Here is a 16,081-nt window from a genome sequence, read left to right as displayed (position 1 = left end):
GTTAGGACGTAGTATTACTTGAGGCCCAAACTCACGGAGGGATCACAATATGCCGACAAATTCAGACGACACGCGACTTGTTACGCTCCTCATCGTTATCATCGGCGCCGTATTCATCGTCCCGCTGTTCTTCATGAGCTTCGGGATGATGGGGTTCGGTCCGATGATGGGCGGGATGTGGGGCGGTCACATGTGGGGTGACGGGACGATGCCTGGCTGGATGTTCCTCGTCGGTATCGTGATGCAGTTACTGTTCCTCGCCGCCCTCCTCGGCGGTGGCTACCTCATCTACCGTGCGATTACGGGAAGTGAAAGTAACTCAGACCAAGCCCTCGAAGAGCTCCGGCTCGCCTACGCCCGCGGAGAGCTGACCGACGAGGAATACGAGCAGCGACGCGAAGCACTCGAACGAGATACCTGATTCCCATCCGGCAAACTTGAACCATGATCGGAATCTCCGACCGCCGTCAAGAGTCAACGCATCTGCAGCTTCCACCGCGGCTCGACTGATACACGACGCTGGGACTGTACGGACTACCGGCAATGCGTGTGAGTGGACTCCCGACGACAGCAGTTGTTGCTGATCGGTCCGTTCGAAGCCTTCAGCGACCGTTATTCACGGAATCCGAGTAACCGAAGCCCGTTCAGTGAAACGAGGACGGTGGACCCCTCATGACCGACGACGGCTAGTGGCAAGGGGATCCCCCGCAACAGAATCGTCCCAACCATCAGCGCAATGGCACCGAAGGCGATTGCGAGATTGACTGTCAGCGTCCGGCGCGTCCGGCGACCGAGTCCGAGCACGTAGGGAATCTTCCCGATGTCGTCGCCCATCAGGACGACATCAGCCGTTTCGAGAGCAACGTCAGTCCCGGCGCCACCCATGGCGATCCCGAGCGTCGCCGTCGCCAGTGCCGGTGCGTCATTCACGCCGTCACCCACCATCGCCACGTTCTCATGTCGCTCAACCAGATCTTCGATGGTTGCCACTTTCTCTTCTGGCAGTAGTTCCGCCTGCACCTCGTCGATACCGACTTCGTCGGCGATCTGCTGGGCGACGCGTTCGTTGTCGCCGGTCAGCATGACGATGTGCTCCACGCCGAGCGACCGGAGCTCCTCGATCATTTCTGCAGCCCCGGGGCGAACCGTGTCGGTGAACGCAAGCCATCCCAACACGATGACATCGTCGCCGTGCTCGCGGGCGACGAGGACGCTAGTCTTCCCCTCCGCCTCCAAGGTCCGAAGCCGATCGAGACCAGGTTCGAGCCCCTCGATCGCAGCCTCTTCGAGAATCGTCTCGACGTAACTCCGATTCCCGATGTGGATGGTTCCGCCGGCGACGTCGGCGCGCACTCCTTTCCCTGCCTCCGACTGAAACCGACGTGCGTCGGGGACGTCGAGGGTGCGGTTTTCGGCTTCCGAGACGGTCGCACGGGCGAGGTGGTGCTCCGAGCGGGCCTGGACGGAGGCTGCAAGCGAGAGCAACTCGTCGGCAGTCACCGACTCGTCCGCGAGGTCAGCTCGGACGAACACATCCGTCAGCTGCGTCTCGCCCCGCGTGAGTGTCCCCGTCTTGTCGAACGCGACTGCGTCGATGTTCGCAGCCGTTTCGACGTGTTCGCCACCCTTGAACAGGACCCCCTGTCTGCCACCGGAAGCGATCGCTGACAGCACCGCCGCCGGCGTGGAGATGATGACCGCACACGGTGAGGCAGCGACCATCAGGGTCATCGCGCGGTAAAACGTACTGGTAAACTCACCTCCGAGCGCGAGCGGGATGGCGATCGCTGCGATTGTGAGCCCGAACACGCCGAGCACGTAGGGCTGTTCGAGGCGGTCGATGAGCCGTTGTGTCGGCGCCTTCTCGCTCTGGGCCTCTTCGACCATGGTGATGAGGCGGCTGATCGCCGACTCGTGGGCCTGCCGTGTGACCTCAATCTCCAAGCTACCACTCTCGTTGATCGTCCCGCCGAACACTTCGTTGCCGGGCGCTTTCGGCACGGGCACTGATTCGCCGGTGAGCGACGCCTGATCGACCGTCCCTTCGCCGGACGTGACGACGCCGTCGAGCGGTATCCGGTCGCCGGGCCGGACGACGAATACGTCGCCCACGGCGACCTCGTCAATTGCCACAGTGACCTCCTCACCATCGCGGAGGACCTGTGCCTCGTCCGGTCGCATTTCGACAAGTGACTTGATCGCTCGGCGTGAGCGGCCGATGGCATAGTGCTGGAGCGTATTCGAGAGCGAAAACAGGAACAGCAGCATCGCGCCCTCGAACGGCGCACCGATCGAGAGCGCACCGAGCGCCGCGACGATCATCAGGAGATCGATATCGACCGCACGGTGGCGGAGCGTCTCGACCGCACCTTTGAGCCCGTACCAACCACCGAAGACGTATGCGACGCCGTAGCCGGTCCACCTGAGGAGTGAGGGGCCGGCGAGCCATCCCGTCACTATACCGGTCACCGTCCCGAGCAGCGTTAGCCCGACGAACATCGCTTCTCGTCTGAGGTCCGAACGCGTGCTCACGTCGTCCGTGTCCGTCTCAGAGCCGTCTCGGATCGAGACGTTCCGGGCGCGGACTGCGTCTCGAATCGCTTCCTCGGATGTGACTGCGTCATCATAGGTGATCGTAGCGCTCCCCGTTCGGAAGGAGACAGCCACGTCGTGGATGCCGGAGAGACCCTTGAGGTGCCGTTCGAGTGCCCGAGCACCCGCTTCGCCACGGCCACCTCGTCGTTCGATGCGGACGGTACACGTTGAACGCGGGGGAGATTCAGAAACAGCCACGTTTTCTATACCAATAGTGTGCCGAGATGTGTTTCTCGGCCACCCAGACTGCCTGAGATGCAATCCTGTCGTCCTGATCGAATCATCCGAGAATCGTCACCGGGATCCGTGCTCGGCGGGTGACAGTCTCGGCAACGCTGCCGAGGAACGTACGATCGATGCCTGAGCGGCCGTGGCTTCCCATAACAATCTGATCTATCCCATGGTCGTCTGCATATTCGAGGATCGATCGTGCGGGTCTACCAACTTCTGTGACAGTATTGAGGTCGAGATTGTGTTCTGCGGCGAGATCCGTGGCCGTCGTGTGGATTCTGGTTGCGCGATCTTGGGCATTATCGTACCAGTCTTCAGCGACTGGCAAGCCGCCGGCCTCCACGTCGATAATCGAGTCAATCGGATTGATGACGTATATCGTGGTGAGGGTTGCCTCCGCGAAATTCTCGATAGCGTACGTAAGTGCACGCTCTGAAAGCGGTGAACCGTCGAAGGCGATGAGAACGTTGTCAGGCATTCGAACAGAATTCGAGGTGAACTGAAAAGAGTGTACCGCTCAGAACATCTCGCCCACCACCAGAAGGGCTAACTATTCAGTTTGAGTATCTCAAGCTATGGCCCTCCACGCAGTCGAAAACGTCGAGGAAGCGTTCGGCGTCACCCGGGAGTTTCTGACACCGATTGACGTACACCGCTGGCTGAAGCTCGCGCTTGTCGTGTTCTTCGTCGGGGGCGGCGTGAGCTTTCCGACGGCTCAGTTCAACACGTCGACACCGCCGGGAGACATCTCTACCGGTGATCTGCCGGTCAGCCTCCCGGTCGACGTGGTGACGCTCGTCGTCGCACTTGTCGCTGCCGGACTTCTTCTCGGAGGACTATTTGCGTTGATCGGCGCGGTCATGGAGTTCGTGCTGATCGAATCGCTCCGCACGGGCGAGGTATCGCTCCGACGCCACTGGCGGAGGCGCTGGCGACAGGGGCTCCGCCTGTTCGGGTTCCGGATCGCGATCGGGCTTCCGATGATCGTGCTGTTCGTCGGTTGGCTCGCACTGCTCGTTGTCCCGATCCTGACCGGACGCGATCCCACGATCCCTGCTACGGCGTTCCTCGTCGGGCTCCCGGTGGTGTTTCTCATCGGCGTCCTGTATGCGTTAGTGTCGGGACTCACGACCGTATTCGTCGTGCCGCTCATGATTCAAGCAGACTCGGGCGTCCTCGCGGCGTGGCGTCGCCTCTGGGGATCGATCAAGACCGCGTGGAAACAGTATCTGGCATACGTCGTGATCTCGTTCTTGTTGACGGTCGCGGCCGGAATCATCGCCTCGATCGTGGTCGGAATCATCGCGATTGTGCTTCTCATCCCCCTTCTCATCGTGGCCGCGATCATACACGTGACCGTCTCGTTATCGTCGACGATCGGGCTCGTCGTCCTCGTCGCACTCGCACTCCTGTTCGGGCTGTCAATGCTCGCTGTCGGGACGCTCGTGCAGGTCCCCGTCGTGACGTATCTCCGGTACTACGCGCTGCTTGTGCTCGGTGATATTGAGGGGTCGTTCGACGTCTTATCCGACCATCAACCATCAAGAGAGGGGGTATGAACGACGGATCATCGACGTGGGGTGCCGCCGCCCGTGGCGCAGTCGCGCTGTACGTACTCGGGATGGTCGGCGTCGCCGCGCTTGCGATCCACTCCGTACCGTCCCTCCGAGCAATCCCCGAACTGGCGGTCCTATCGTATCCGACGCTCGTGTTAGTCGCGGCCGCGAACTCGACGGTACTCCTCGGCGTGTTTGTGGCTCTCGGCGCGGCAACGGCTCCCCGGACGGGGCTACACTCACACGTCTTTGCGTGGGCGTCCGGCGGCAGTCCGGACTGGGACGCGTATCGACGATCCCTGCCGCTCGCGGTCGGGTTGGGTGCAGCACTGTTCGTTCTCGTCACCGTCATCGACGTCGCGCTCGCCCCGTTTACGGGACTCGAGTCAGTCGAACCCATCGGGGATGCGACGGTGCTTGAGGATCTGCTCGCGTCGGTTCCGATGCGCCTTCTCTACGGCGGGATCACCGAAGAACTTCTGCTCCGGTGGGGCGTCATGGCTCCGATCGCGTTCGTCCTCTGGTGGGTTCGAAACCGGATCGGTGAACAGACGGAAGAGCCACCCACGGCGGTACTGTGGGTCGCGATCTTTGCCAGTGCGGTCGCGTTCGGCGTCGGTCACCTACCCGCGCTCGCGTCGACGTTCGATCTCACGCCCGCACTGGTCGTCCGAACCGTCCTGTTGAACACGATCGTTGGTGTGGCGCTCGGCTGGCTGTTCTGGCGTCGGTCGTTGGAGACCGCGATGGTCGCGCACGCCGCATTTCACGTCGTTCTCGTCGCAGTGTCCGTGGTCGCGATGCTACTGTTCTAGGCAGATGTAGTTGAACGCGATAACTCACGTGAATCGTCGCCGAGCCCGATGTACGCGTAGATCAGGACCATCCTATGTGGAAGACGATGGCAGTGGTATTCCGGCCGAAGAGCAGACAGATGTCTTCGAATCCGGATACTCAACGACGACAGATGGGACCGGATTGGGGCTAGCAATCGTAAGCGAAGTCGTTGAGGCCCACGACTGGAACATCCACGCTACCGAGGGCTCCAATGGCGGGGCCAGGTTTGAGATCACTGATGACCAACTCGGCGATTAAGAGACCTCAGTCTCAGAATTCTACTGTGTAGCCGTTGTCACGGAGTGCCTCAACAAGTTCATCTCCGGGCGATATTTTGAACTCGTGAAATGAGTTATCCGGGCTATCTGCCGAATAAAGCTCTGAGTTGATATTCTCTGGAATCTCATTCTGATGGGTATCCTCTTGAACAATAACCGGTTGACTGGGAATGTGGTTGGAACTACTACTTTCAGTCATTCAGATGTACCCAATTGTAACCATTAGGGTATTTGTATTCCGATCTCAGCCTCTATACATCGCACACTGATACTCTGAAACGGCTCTGTTGAAACCCTATTTTTCAGATAGATTCTCGCCTGAAACGTCCGGTCGATGAAGAGTGCGTGTTGACCACTGTGCGCTCTGCCAGTTCAACGAAATCTCCTGATGACTGTGCGGGATATGACCACGAGTCGACGATCGAGCCGTTTTTCACCGGGCTTATTTATATCATATATAATATACACTTGTGAATATCCCCATATCGCGACGCGGATACCTCCGAATGACCGGCGTGGCTGGAGCAGCCAGCCTCACTGGGTGTTCAGATACCGGTAATGAGGGGGCGGGAACCGGGAGATCGGCTCCGACCGGTGTCTCGATGTTCCGGTATAATCCGGCACGGGCGGGGGGACCACTGGGCGCGACCGGCCCGACCGACTCGGTCACCGAACAGTGGACCGTCCAGACTCAGGGTGGAATCGGGGATTCGCTTGCGGTCGTCGAGGACTCCGTTTACGTCGGGAGCAACGACAGGTCGGTCTCCGCTTTCGCTACGAGCGACGGTACTGAACGGTGGTCCGTCGAAGTCGACGGGCAGATCGGCTGGCCACCGGCGGTCGTCGACGACACCGTCTACGTTGGCTGTGGCGACGGAACGCTCTGTGCGCTGGCTGCCAGCGACGGGACCGAACGCTGGCGCTTCGAGACCGGCAAACAGGTGGCTCCGGCTCCGGCGGTCGTCGACGGCACCGTTTACGTCGGGGGTGTCGGGGACGGCGAGGGGCAGCTCTACGCGCTGGACGCCACCGACGGCACGGAGCGATGGTCTTTCGAGATGGGGTTCAACGCGTACGCGTCGCCGGCGGTCGTCGACGGCAGCGTGTACATCGGTGGGAACAGCGCCTATGCGATAGACGCCGTTGACGGCACTGAACAGTGGACCCACGAGCTCAACTATGCGGACAGCGCGACGCCGGCGGTGGCCGACGGCACCGTCTACCTCAAACACGGTAAACGAGACTGGGCACTGAACGCCGCCGATGGGACCGAACAGTGGTCATTCGAGCCGGAAGATCCCATGGAGACAGTTGGCATGGGACCGCCAGCGGTACTGAATGAGACCGTCTATATCAGGGGTTACGATACCGTGTATGCGCTCACTGCGGACGAGGGTACCAAGCAGTGGTCTTTCGGAGTGGCTGATGACATCGGGTCCCTACCCGCTGTGACCACTGACGCCGTGTACCTCGGTGGGAACGGCGGTACAGTCTACGCACTTGCACCGAGCGATGGCACCGAACGGTGGCGCTTCGAGACAGCGAGTAGTTTGGTGTCGTCTGTGGTGGTCATCGACGGGACCGTCTACGCTGGCACTGCCGACGGGGCTATCCACGCACTTACCGCTGAGTGACGGTCCGTTTAAGAAGAAACGCTGATACTGCTCCGCTGAACGTCCGTATCTCGCATTCGGTTTCTGTTACGATGTGAATTTACTGGCACCCTCCCAGATATGTGAGCTCCATGTATTGACCGCGACTGGATCAAAACATATCACTCGCTGAGGATTTCAACAGAGCCGTTTCAGCAGTCTTGCTGAATACAGGGCGCGGGCCGTGTTTAGACGCTAGCGAAAGACGTTGTTGCCGAGGATTATGAGTGATTGAAGCGGGAACGAGTCGAGTATGCCCACCCAACTCGCCCGCTTCACCGACGGATGCATCGATTGGTGTCAAAAATATATCGTCGGTAAGCCTCAGCCAGCACTTCAGCAAGGAAATGGTGGCTACGCTGACTGGGTTATCTTTGCGAACGTCCCGGTCCGTGTTTGGTTTCAACCAAACACAGGAGGCGGTATGATAATACTAATATGAAATTTTAAGTATGCTTATATAGTCACAGAGCGTCGGAAGGGTGTGAGTAAAGGTATCATGTCTCAAAAAGAGCTCTCGCGGCGAACCGTACTGCGGAGGGGTGCAATCCTCTCGACGTTCCTCGGACTGGGCGCGGTAACGATGACTGGTCAGACCGCGGCGATGAACAAAGCGGAACTGATCGAGGCGATGGCGAGCGAATCCGGACTGAGCAAGGCGGACGCGAAGCGGGCGCTTGACGGGTTCACTCACGCGACGACGAGAGCCTTGGCGAAGGGCGACAGCGCCGTACTGGTCGGATTCGGGTCGTTCAGTATCTCGAAGCGCTCCGCCCGGACGGGTCGAAATCCGAGCTCTCGGAACGGGCCCGGAGACGACTCGCCGGTGACGTTCGACGCCTGCCCGGAGTTCGCGGCCGCCCTCGATCTCAACCCCGGCAAGGGTGACGAGGCCAGCGCCAAGTGCCGGGACGCTGACGTGGTGATCGACGCGGAGTACATCGCGAGTGCAGCGGGACGCTCGCACGAGAGGATATCGAAGGACGACGCGAAGCGGGCGCTCGAGGCGTTCATCAACGCGACGGCGAAGGCCCTGAAAAAGGGGGATCGGCTGTCGGTGGGTGGGGAAGAGGACGAAAATGAGGGGTTCGGCACGTTCAGCATCTCGAAGCGGTCTGCCCGGACCGGGCGAAATCCTCAGACCGGAAAGGAGATCCAGATCGCGGCGAAGAAGGTGGTCAAGTTCAAGGCGGGTGCCGAACTCTCGAAGGCCGTCAACTGAACATTCAGCGGCGTGTTACCCCCTGAGACCGATCTATCTGCCGTCAACTTAGCTACAACGACGGCTCGGGGAAACTACTGATTTCCTGTCTCTGAGACTCGCTCCGCATGAGCATCGGGATGCTCCTCTGAACTGGCAAGTTACTTATACTCAATTCGCAGTTTTCAGTGACCAGTTGTTTCAGACGATGGTTTATCTAATATATGGCGTTTCAACAGGGCCAACCGATTTAGTCAAATTCAGGGACAAAATCTTCCCCGAGTTCATCAGCGAACTCGCCACCACGAAGTCACGTGATTTGTTCGTTGTCGAATCCATACTGTGGAAGTAACGATTCAGCTGCTTTGCCGAGTGGAATGTCGTTCGTTACGCGTATAACTCGATCTGCAGTATCAGTAAGAAGCAGTTCAAGCGCCAACCCGACAAGTTCCGTATCCGCTTTTTCGACGATATCTTCCGACCGATCGCTGGCACTTGCGATGAAACTCCGTGCCTGATCCATCACTGTTGAGATATCCGAGTCCGAATAGGACGGGCTTTCTGTGACCTTCATCCATCCCTCTTGGAGTGCTTTTTCAACAGCAGAATCACCAGTTGTGTACTCATCGAGAGAGGAATCTCCAGCCACCTCTGCATACACCTGCGGCGAAATCCGAAAGACGGTATCACGCTGGCGAGCTTCCCGAGCGAGCGCCTGAAACCGTGTACTCCCACGCCGGCCACAACTGATGAGGACGGACGAGTCGATGAAAACGACGGTGTCCTCATGTATCATTCCGAGTCAGTCTCAACGACAGGCCGGAGTGCGTCCAGAATAACGCCTGCTTCGAGCGGTGAGAGCTCTTGCTCTCGCGCCATAATCTGATGTGTGACGGATCCATCGACGTATTCACGAGTATATTCTAGCGCGACGGCGAGCCCGTCCAAGCCATGCCGATCGATGTACGTATCGATATCTTCGTCCCGCGTTCGTCGAGCAACCGCTTCAACTAACTCAGGTGTGATCTGCCGTTCGGTGTCACCATCCGTCAACTGGAGTTTGATGTCACGAGCCGTGTATTCTGCGGGGCGGCCGGCGTTTGACTGGTGGATAAAGTCCGCACCTTCGAGATCGTCGATATAATCGTAGACCGTTCGCTGCGGAAGATCAAGGGCCTCAACTAGATCTTGAATTGTTGTCGATGGATGATGGTGGATATACGTATAGATCCATGCTTTGCGGGCGTTTCCGAGGAGTTCGAATACTTCACCACCCGTACCGAGAGGAGTGTCCCAGTTTGCTTCTCTGGTTGCCATTGTTAGTAGCGGATTGTGAGCAGCTCGCAATAAAGATTATTGAGACGATACTGTCACATACTCTTACCAACCTATGAGCACTGGTCCTGTTGAGACTCTCAGACGGTGGGAGGTTTTCGAAGCCATGCTGATACAGAGAGTATAACCAGCATCATGCCATCACGCTGTTTGACGAACTCCAGTCGGGGAGGCTGCCGGAGGTGGCTTGCTTGCTCGATCTCCGCTAACAGCAGCTGTCGTCGTCGGCACCGCAGACGCTGCCGTAGTCGATTCTGGTCTCGTCTCCGATCGCCTCGTTACACTGCATCACCATCGTGGTGAATGCAAACTCCGAGGAGGACTCTTTCGCCGCCGCGAGCTCCTCACCGAGCGCCTCGGCGGCCGCGACGACCTCGTCGTCCGTCACTTCGGACTCGCTGGCGTCCTGACCGGAAGCGCTCAACAGCACCCACCTCCGGTGGACCGCGCGAACTCCTCGCCGATCTCGTCGCTGATGGCGTCGTTCGTCCGCTGGAGCAGTTCGACCAGCTCCGTCTGTGCGGCCTGCTGACGCTGGATCGTCTCGTTGTTCGACATCTCCGTCTGGAGCTGCTTCAGCTCGGCCATCACCGACCCGTCGAAGTCGCCGCGCTGCATCTGTTGTTGCTTTCGCTGGTACTCCCGGATCAGTGCCATCGCGTCGTCATCGTCCTGTAGCGCCTCGTCGGCCGCGACGAACCGCTGATACGTCTCAGACTCACCGAGCGTGTTGAGGAACTCGCGGAGCGCCGCCTCGACGTTGTCTTCTACGTCTTCCTCATCGGATACGGCCACGCTGCCCTCGGCCGCGTCGTCTACATCCTGTGCGTCGCTCACGAGGGAGTCACCTCCGGTACGTCAGCCTCGGCAACGTCCGCGAGCCCGGTAATCTCCTCGCCGAAGGCGCTGAGTTCGTCAAGCCCGACCGGTTCGTCCCGCCGGAGCGGTGCCAACATCAGCGGCGCGTCGAACCGATCGCGGATCTCGTCGAGATACTGCGCCTGCTGGGCGCGTCGGTTCGCGAAGAAGGCGTTGTCGCCGTACTCTTCGGGAAGCAGGTAGTTAGCGACGACCAGCGAAGTCTCGATGCCGACCTGATCTTCGAGGTCGGCGGCGGCCCGATACGCCTCCATCATGGGCGTGTATTCGGGGTACATCACGAACGCGAACGTGCTCCGCTCGGGGTCTTTCATAGTCTCGATGACCTCGTCGTACTGGTCGCCCTTCGCGGGGGCAGCGCCCTTCGTCAGCGATCCGAGGTCCATGAACCCCTTCCAGTCGGAAGGTAGTTCGAGCAGTCGGAGGGTGTGGCCCGTCGGAGCCGTGTCAAAGACGACGATATCATAGCCGTCCTCGTCGAAGTAGCTCACGAACTTCTCGAGCGCGGCCATCTCTTCGGCACACGGAGACTCCAGTTCCTCTTCGACGTTTGCGATCGCAGCGTCGACGTCGATCTGGGTGTCTTCTTTGTCCTCGTACATTTCGGTGACGTGGTCGAGGACCTGCTCGCGGTACTCCGCGAGCGCTTTCTCTTGGTCGATACGCGCCGCGTCGAGGTTCTCTTGACCGACCGGGGTGGGCTCGTGGCCCACTGGCTCGCCGAAGATGTCCTCTAAGTGCGCGGCCGGGTCGGTCGTGACGACGAGCGTTTCGTGGCCCGCCTCGGCCAACTTCGTCGCCGCCGTCGAAGCGAGCGTGCTCTTTCCGACACCACCCTTGCCGGTGAAAAAGAGGTACTGCGTCTCGTCACCCGGCGTCAGTTGATCCACGACCGCGTCGGCATCCGCCATCGAGTCGAAGTCGACCGCGCCGTCGGCGTCCACGTCGGTCGCGGCCCCGACATCGACGGTCGCTTCCGCGCCGTCGTAGAGGACACCGCCCACGTCCGCGAGCAGGTCGATCCCGGCTATCTCGCCGGGCTGAAGCGGATACGTCGCCGTCGCGTCCGCATCGAACTCCTCGCGGGCCCGCTCGATGACGGCCTGTTCGTCCGCGCGTTTTCCCTCGAAGAAGGGATCGTCGCACACCGACTCGGGGAGGTAGCCGTTGAGGATCAACAGCTGGGACTCGATACCGAGTTCGCCGAGATCGCTCGCACTACGTTCGATCTCGTCGATCGAGGAGTCCTCCGGCTTGCCGACGAACGCGAACGAGGTGCGCTCATTGTCCTGTAGGGTGTCGATGGCGCGCTCGTAGTCTTGCTTTTTGTCTTCCATCGAGGCGGCCGGACCGATACAGGTCGACCCACCCTTTTCGAGTTCGGCGTTCCAGTCGGAGGGGAGCTCCATCAGCCGGATGGTGTGGCCTGTCGGTGCCGTGTCGAAGACGACGACATCGTACTCAGGACTGTCCATGAAGTCGACGAAGTTGTCGAAGGCGGCGATCTCCTCGACGCAAGGGCTATTGAGCTGCTCTTCGACCGTCTGGATCTCTTCCTCGCCGAGTAGTTCCCGCATGGGCTCGATCGTTTCCTGTCGGTACTCCTCGGCTGCGGTGTCCGGGTCGATCTCGATCGCTGAGAGGTTTTCGACTCCGTCGATCGCGGTGACCTCGTGGCCGATGGTTTGACCGAAGATGTCCGAGAGGTTCGGCGCTGGGTCGGTGGTCACTAGCAACGTCTCGTAGTCGTTGTCAGCGAGCCACGTCGCGGTCGCACAGCTCACGGTGCTCTTTCCGACGCCGCCCTTCCCGCTGAAGAAGACGAATTCCGTCTCGTCGCCGCTCGGTTCGACGACATCACGCGCACCTGTCGCTGTCGACTGTGATTGTGCCATTCGTTAGGCCTCCTGTGGCGTTGGGCTCTCCTCGATAGCCGCAGTCAGTTCGTCGTACGAGAGGTACTCGCCCTCGGCGACGATCTCGTTGTCGACGACCGTGATCGGGAGAATCGACGAGCCATCTTCCTGCACGCGGTCGTAGATCCGCTGCGTTTCGAGGAACTGCTCGATGTTGTGCTGCATGTTCGCCCGATTGACCTCGAGATCATCGAACGCGTCTTCGAGTTGGTCGAGCGCCGCGCTGACCTCGACGAGTTCGTCGTCGGGGTCGGGACCGCAGACGCCGGTTGAGCAACACATCGCTTCTTCGTACAGGATGAGTTCGGTCATGATTGGGTCGAATCGTCGTCCATCGTCTGAGCTATCGTTCGCGACAGAGACTACCATCTATTTCTCCCGCGACCAATACAGTTGAACAAACATTCAGATAATTATAAACCCATCGATAGCGCACCTACTCGGATATCTCATCGAAAACATGCGAAATAGCGTTTTATCGCATTTACTGTGGATATATGACCACGATACTCCCCAGTTTATTTAGATTCGCCTCACCCAAACACATTCTACTTGAAGAAATGATGAATCATCTAGCACATGCTAATAACGGATGCGTGCAGGTCCACAACGCTTAATCTCACATCGATTCAATTGTCTGTATGTCATCGACCGAGCGTTTACAGCGGTACGTCGCCGACGAGTGCGGCTCCTGTACAGACGAAGACCTCGCCGACCGGTTAGCGGAGTTGGAAGAACTGAACGAGAGCATCGGCGGATCCGATCTGGAGACCGATATCGAACTGCTGTCGGCGCTCGGCAACGAGACGCGGTACAAGATTGTCCGGATGCTCCACGCGGCCGACGACGACGAGCTGTGCGTCTGTGAACTCTCGCCGCTCTTGGACGTGAGCGACAGCGCAATCAGTCACGCCCTCTCACAACTTACCGACGCCGGCCTCGTCACGCGGCGGAAAGAGGGGAAGTGGCGGATGTATCGCGCCACGCCGCGGGCAAGCGCCGTACTCGTCGCGCTCGACGGGTCGCGATCGCTGTGAAAAGTCCCAGTACAGAATAGACCGGGGAAGACGGCTTTGAACAGTACACCGACAGCGATTCCGATTGTCACGACCGTCATCGGGTAGATCCTAAGTAGTCGGCATTCGAACAGCTTTCTGACGGTCGAGGTACCACTGAATTGTAACCCGAAGCTACGGCCGGCTAGAGACGATTGAGAGGGCTGTAAAACAGCATATCGATGACTCACTGAGCGGTGCGAGCGGACATCAACGCGAAGCCCGAACCGGCCTGTGATGGGACTGAACGAATCTCACGTCGAAGTTATAGGGGGCCAGAAGTGCTGAGTGCTTCTACCAGCGGCAGACGATCGTGTCTACAGGTACCGCTGATAATTAGGCGAGGTTACTGCTCGCCAACGAACTCGTCGAAAAGGTCGATGACGCGCCCCTCGATCTCGTCGCGAATCTCTCGCACGCGGTCAATATCCTGATTGTGTGGGTCATCGAGCGCCCAGTCGCGAACCTCGACGTCGGCGTCCAGCTCTAACGTCGAACAGCCCATCGTCAGGACGACATCACATTCGTTTAACGCAGCCGTGGATACCTCTTTCGGGACGTGATCCGAAAGGTCGATGTCGAGTTCCTGCATCACGTCGACGACTTCCGGATGGACTTCGTCTGCGGGATGGGTGCCGCCGGTGAGTATCTGTACCTCATCCTCTAATCTCCGACGCTGTCGCTCCCGTTCTGCGAAGGCGGCAGACATTTGACTCCGCCCGGCGTTCTGAACACAGACGAATCCAAACGTCACCTGATTATTACTCATACTTCTCGAAGACGGTGCTGAAACATGGTGGTTTCTATGATCGCTACGGAGCAATACTGCATTCTCAATAGCCTTCGTTTACTGCTGTAGCTGCCACTCCAACCCAGCCTAACCGACTGGGAGTTAGCCGATTCGCGCACAGTATTGGTAGCACCTGAACGAGCTGTCGGAACACCCCTGTTCAACAAAGCAGTGGAATGAATCACGGGCAGTTTATATCCGTCAATCCGTTACTTGTCCATGGTGGCCATGACGACGTGTTACCCCCACTGAGCCCCTTGTGACGATGGGTTTCGACCGAGCCACCACTTCCGAGCAGTTCGTGTTGAGATCGGTTTCTCGCGCACCGTCTGCACAGGTAGCGAAGTGAAAGTGGTCACTAGCAGAGACATACCGATGCAGTCAGGCGGTTTCGAGGGGAAACCGATGGGTTCGGAACGGGCGTGAAACAGCGAGTGTGGAACCGAGTCAGTACGAGGCGGCGCGTTTGTCGAGCCCGGCGGCCTCGATGTCCTCACCGTCGACGGAGGTGCGGAGCACGTCCATCCCGTCGTCGCGGTCGATGTCGAAGTTGCGCGCGTACAGGTCGTCGACGCGGTCGTACTCCGCCTCGGAGAGCGTCGGGACGTCGCTCGCGGCGCTCCACGCGGCGATGTCGTCGGCGTCGCGGAACGTCGGGGTGACGGAGGCGACCTCGTCGTGTGCGAGCAGCCAGCGGATCGCCGCCTGCGCCATCGTGCGGGTCCCCTCGGCGTGGTCCGGGTCTTCGAGGAAACGGATCGCCTCCACCTTCTCCCAGCCCGTCTCGTACCACTCCTTCGGGCGGTGCGAGCGGTGGTCGCCGTCTTCGAGGACCGTGTCCGGCGTGACCTGTTCGTTGAGGAGTCCCGAGGAGTGCGGCACGCGGGCGATGACGGAGGTGTCCGAGTCGGACTCGCGGATCGCCTCGACGAAGTGTCGACCGGGCTGCTGCTCGAAGAGGTTGAACACGGTCTGGACCGCGTCGAACTCCTCGTACTCGACGGCGGCGTCGCCTTCGGCGAGCCAGCCGATAGAGGGGCCGAGCGCCCAGCCGAGCGCGCGAACGCGGCCGTCGGCCTTCCACTCGGTCAGCAGGTCGCGCACCTCGGGAGTGACGTCGTCGACGTTCGCGTTGTGGAGCTGAAGCAGGTCGACGTAATCCGTGTCGAGTCGGTCGAGCGAGCGCTCGAACGCCGTTTCGAGGTAGTCGCGGTCGAGCTCCTTGGGGAGTTCGCCGTGACCGGCCTGCGGGTTGTTATAGAAGTCGTAGCCGATCTTCGTCGCGAGCGTCACCTCGTCGCGGCGGCCGTCGATCGCCTCGCCGACGATCGCCTCGCTGTCGCCGTGACCGTACACGTCGCCCGTGTCGACGTAGGTGACGCCGGCGTCGAGCGCGTCCTCGACCATGCCGATCGCCTGCTCGTCCGAGCGGTCGCCCCACCAGTCGGTGCCGACGACCCACGCGCCGAAGCCGATCTCCGAGACCTCGACGCCGGAGTTCCCGAGTTCGCGGTGTTGCATACCCGCCTTTCGGGATCGGGACACTTAGCGGGTACGGTTGCTCCCACGGGGCGGTAACGCCGACTGCTCTCGCGATCGCGGTGTCTGTTTTTGTCGCGCTCCCTCGTCGGCGGCGCGCTGGACGTCATCCGGGGCGCTGAGCGTCACGCCGGACCGTGACGAGGTGATAGACGCCGTCGACGACGCTCCCGACCACACCTTCGCACAACCGAATCCCTTTGAGGGATGGCGACGA

At 59.9% G+C, this 16,081-nt stretch carries 18 protein-coding genes and 1 pseudogene; 8 read left to right on the top strand and 11 right to left on the bottom strand.

Going from position 1 to position 16,081, the window contains the following annotated elements; all coding sequences use genetic code 11:
• The first annotated feature begins 49 nt into the window (after positions 1 to 49).
• Complete coding sequence (locus tag NO930_RS01225) at positions 50 to 421, top strand: SHOCT domain-containing protein (RefSeq protein WP_256402230.1); 372 nt, start codon at positions 50 to 52, stop codon at positions 419 to 421.
• Positions 422 to 612: 191 nt separating this feature from the next.
• On the opposite strand, the gene NO930_RS01220 is transcribed toward NO930_RS01225, so the two are convergent.
• Both NO930_RS01220 and NO930_RS01215 read right to left on the bottom strand, forming a co-directional pair.
• A complete protein-coding gene (locus tag NO930_RS01220) occupies positions 613 to 2,793 on the bottom strand; it encodes a heavy metal translocating P-type ATPase (RefSeq protein ID WP_256402229.1) in 2,181 nt (726 codons plus the stop codon).
• An 82-nt stretch (positions 2,794 to 2,875) separates the two neighbouring features.
• Complete coding sequence (locus NO930_RS01215) at positions 2,876 to 3,304, bottom strand: universal stress protein (RefSeq protein WP_256402228.1); 429 nt, start codon at positions 3,302 to 3,304, stop codon at positions 2,876 to 2,878.
• Positions 3,305 to 3,401: 97 nt separating this feature from the next.
• On the opposite strand from NO930_RS01215, the gene NO930_RS01210 reads away from it, so the two are divergent.
• The 3 genes from NO930_RS01210 to NO930_RS01200 all read left to right on the top strand — a co-directional run bounded on the left by NO930_RS01210 (position 3,402) and on the right by NO930_RS01200 (position 5,477).
• Positions 3,402 to 4,385, top strand: a complete 984-nt coding sequence (locus NO930_RS01210) for a DUF7544 domain-containing protein (protein WP_137783003.1) — start codon at positions 3,402 to 3,404, stop codon at positions 4,383 to 4,385.
• Positions 4,382 to 5,197: a CPBP family intramembrane glutamic endopeptidase gene (locus tag NO930_RS01205; RefSeq protein WP_256402227.1), complete on the top strand. Its 816-nt coding sequence runs from the start codon at positions 4,382 to 4,384 to the stop codon at positions 5,195 to 5,197. Before NO930_RS01210 ends, NO930_RS01205 begins: the two co-directional genes overlap by 4 nt.
• 76 nt (positions 5,198 to 5,273) lie before the next feature.
• Complete coding sequence (locus tag NO930_RS01200) at positions 5,274 to 5,477, top strand: ATP-binding protein (protein ID WP_394348264.1); 204 nt, start codon at positions 5,274 to 5,276, stop codon at positions 5,475 to 5,477.
• A 12-nt stretch (positions 5,478 to 5,489) separates the two neighbouring features.
• On the opposite strand, the gene NO930_RS01195 is transcribed toward NO930_RS01200, so the two are convergent.
• On the bottom strand, positions 5,490 to 5,696 hold the full coding sequence (locus NO930_RS01195; RefSeq protein ID WP_137783000.1) for a hypothetical protein: 207 nt from the start codon (positions 5,694 to 5,696) through the stop codon (positions 5,490 to 5,492).
• A gap of 307 nt (positions 5,697 to 6,003) precedes the next feature.
• Between NO930_RS01195 and NO930_RS01190 the strand changes: the two genes are divergently transcribed.
• The 3 genes and pseudogenes from NO930_RS01190 to NO930_RS14135 all read left to right on the top strand — a co-directional run bounded on the left by NO930_RS01190 (position 6,004) and on the right by NO930_RS14135 (position 8,371).
• A complete protein-coding gene (locus tag NO930_RS01190) occupies positions 6,004 to 7,131 on the top strand; it encodes an outer membrane protein assembly factor BamB family protein (RefSeq protein WP_256402226.1) in 1,128 nt (375 codons plus the stop codon).
• 271 nt (positions 7,132 to 7,402) lie between these two features.
• Positions 7,403 to 7,522 (top strand): annotated as a pseudogene (locus NO930_RS01185) (IS5/IS1182 family transposase); the annotation flags it as partial.
• Positions 7,523 to 7,633: 111 nt separating this feature from the next.
• A complete protein-coding gene (locus tag NO930_RS14135; protein WP_256402225.1) occupies positions 7,634 to 8,371 on the top strand; it encodes an HU family DNA-binding protein in 738 nt (245 codons plus the stop codon).
• Between the two features lie 289 nt (positions 8,372 to 8,660).
• Here NO930_RS14135 and NO930_RS01175 read toward each other — a convergent pair whose 3' ends face one another.
• The 6 genes from NO930_RS01175 to arsD form a co-directional block, all read right to left on the bottom strand.
• The gene (locus NO930_RS01175; protein ID WP_486607456.1) at positions 8,661 to 9,146 is read right to left on the bottom strand and encodes a PIN domain-containing protein; all 486 of its coding nucleotides are present in this window, start codon (positions 9,144 to 9,146) and stop codon (positions 8,661 to 8,663) included.
• Complete coding sequence (locus tag NO930_RS01170; RefSeq protein WP_256402223.1) at positions 9,143 to 9,667, bottom strand: DUF7437 domain-containing protein; 525 nt, start codon at positions 9,665 to 9,667, stop codon at positions 9,143 to 9,145. The genes NO930_RS01175 and NO930_RS01170 overlap by 4 nt, the downstream gene beginning before the upstream one ends.
• A gap of 223 nt (positions 9,668 to 9,890) precedes the next feature.
• A complete protein-coding gene (gene hcsS, locus NO930_RS01165; RefSeq protein WP_256402222.1) occupies positions 9,891 to 10,115 on the bottom strand; it encodes a halo-CC-star protein HcsS in 225 nt (74 codons plus the stop codon).
• Positions 10,106 to 10,522 carry a halo-CC-star protein HcsL gene (gene hcsL, locus NO930_RS01160; protein WP_256402221.1) on the bottom strand — a complete coding sequence of 139 codons (417 nt, stop codon included), beginning with the start codon at positions 10,520 to 10,522 and terminating at the stop codon, positions 10,106 to 10,108. The genes hcsS and hcsL overlap by 10 nt, the downstream gene beginning before the upstream one ends.
• Positions 10,519 to 12,459, bottom strand: a complete 1,941-nt coding sequence (gene arsA / locus NO930_RS01155) for an arsenical pump-driving ATPase (protein ID WP_256402220.1) — start codon at positions 12,457 to 12,459, stop codon at positions 10,519 to 10,521. The genes hcsL and arsA overlap by 4 nt, the downstream gene beginning before the upstream one ends.
• A 3-nt stretch (positions 12,460 to 12,462) precedes the next feature.
• On the bottom strand, positions 12,463 to 12,792 hold the full coding sequence (arsD, locus tag NO930_RS01150) for an arsenite efflux transporter metallochaperone ArsD (protein ID WP_256402219.1): 330 nt from the start codon (positions 12,790 to 12,792) through the stop codon (positions 12,463 to 12,465).
• Positions 12,793 to 13,121: 329 nt separating this feature from the next.
• Between arsD and NO930_RS01145 the strand changes: the two genes are divergently transcribed.
• Positions 13,122 to 13,517, top strand: a complete 396-nt coding sequence (locus NO930_RS01145; protein WP_256402218.1) for an ArsR/SmtB family transcription factor — start codon at positions 13,122 to 13,124, stop codon at positions 13,515 to 13,517.
• Between the two features lie 364 nt (positions 13,518 to 13,881).
• Here the strand turns inward: NO930_RS01145 and NO930_RS01140 are convergent, their stop codons facing one another.
• Positions 13,882 to 14,304 (bottom strand): arsenate-mycothiol transferase ArsC, encoded by a 423-nt coding sequence (locus NO930_RS01140; RefSeq protein WP_256402217.1) that lies wholly within the window; start codon positions 14,302 to 14,304, stop codon positions 13,882 to 13,884.
• 468 nt (positions 14,305 to 14,772) lie between these two features.
• The gene (locus NO930_RS01135) at positions 14,773 to 15,846 is read right to left on the bottom strand and encodes an aldo/keto reductase (protein WP_137782783.1); all 1,074 of its coding nucleotides are present in this window, start codon (positions 15,844 to 15,846) and stop codon (positions 14,773 to 14,775) included.
• Between the last annotated feature and the right edge of the window lie 235 nt (positions 15,847 to 16,081).

Origin of the sequence: Halorubrum salinum, assembly GCF_024494575.1 — an archaeon.
In the GTDB taxonomy this organism is placed as follows: Archaea; Halobacteriota; Halobacteria; order Halobacteriales; family Haloferacaceae; genus Halorubrum; species Halorubrum salinum.
Note: the sequence above shows the minus strand (reverse complement) of the source record. Positions and strands in the feature narration are given on the sequence as shown.

What these genes read in the sequence shown, in the direction of transcription:
- NO930_RS01145 (WP_256402218.1), top strand. Translation starts at nt 13,122, where the DNA reads ATGTCATCGACCGAGCGTTTACAGCGGTACGTCGCCGACGAGTGCGGC.
- NO930_RS01175 (WP_486607456.1), bottom strand. Translation starts at nt 9,146, where the DNA reads ATGATACATGAGGACACCGTCGTTTTCATCGACTCGTCCGTCCTCATC.
- arsD (WP_256402219.1), bottom strand. Translation starts at nt 12,792, where the DNA reads ATGACCGAACTCATCCTGTACGAAGAAGCGATGTGTTGCTCAACCGGC.
- NO930_RS01195 (WP_137783000.1), bottom strand. Translation starts at nt 5,696, where the DNA reads ATGACTGAAAGTAGTAGTTCCAACCACATTCCCAGTCAACCGGTTATT.
- NO930_RS01205 (WP_256402227.1), top strand. Translation starts at nt 4,382, where the DNA reads ATGAACGACGGATCATCGACGTGGGGTGCCGCCGCCCGTGGCGCAGTC.
- NO930_RS01215 (WP_256402228.1), bottom strand. Translation starts at nt 3,304, where the DNA reads ATGCCTGACAACGTTCTCATCGCCTTCGACGGTTCACCGCTTTCAGAG.
- NO930_RS01190 (WP_256402226.1), top strand. Translation starts at nt 6,004, where the DNA reads ATGACCGGCGTGGCTGGAGCAGCCAGCCTCACTGGGTGTTCAGATACC.
- NO930_RS01210 (WP_137783003.1), top strand. Translation starts at nt 3,402, where the DNA reads ATGGCCCTCCACGCAGTCGAAAACGTCGAGGAAGCGTTCGGCGTCACC.
- NO930_RS01135 (WP_137782783.1), bottom strand. Translation starts at nt 15,846, where the DNA reads ATGCAACACCGCGAACTCGGGAACTCCGGCGTCGAGGTCTCGGAGATC.
- NO930_RS01170 (WP_256402223.1), bottom strand. Translation starts at nt 9,667, where the DNA reads ATGGCAACCAGAGAAGCAAACTGGGACACTCCTCTCGGTACGGGTGGT.
- NO930_RS01225 (WP_256402230.1), top strand. Translation starts at nt 50, where the DNA reads ATGCCGACAAATTCAGACGACACGCGACTTGTTACGCTCCTCATCGTT.
- arsA (WP_256402220.1), bottom strand. Translation starts at nt 12,459, where the DNA reads ATGGCACAATCACAGTCGACAGCGACAGGTGCGCGTGATGTCGTCGAA.
- NO930_RS01140 (WP_256402217.1), bottom strand. Translation starts at nt 14,304, where the DNA reads ATGAGTAATAATCAGGTGACGTTTGGATTCGTCTGTGTTCAGAACGCC.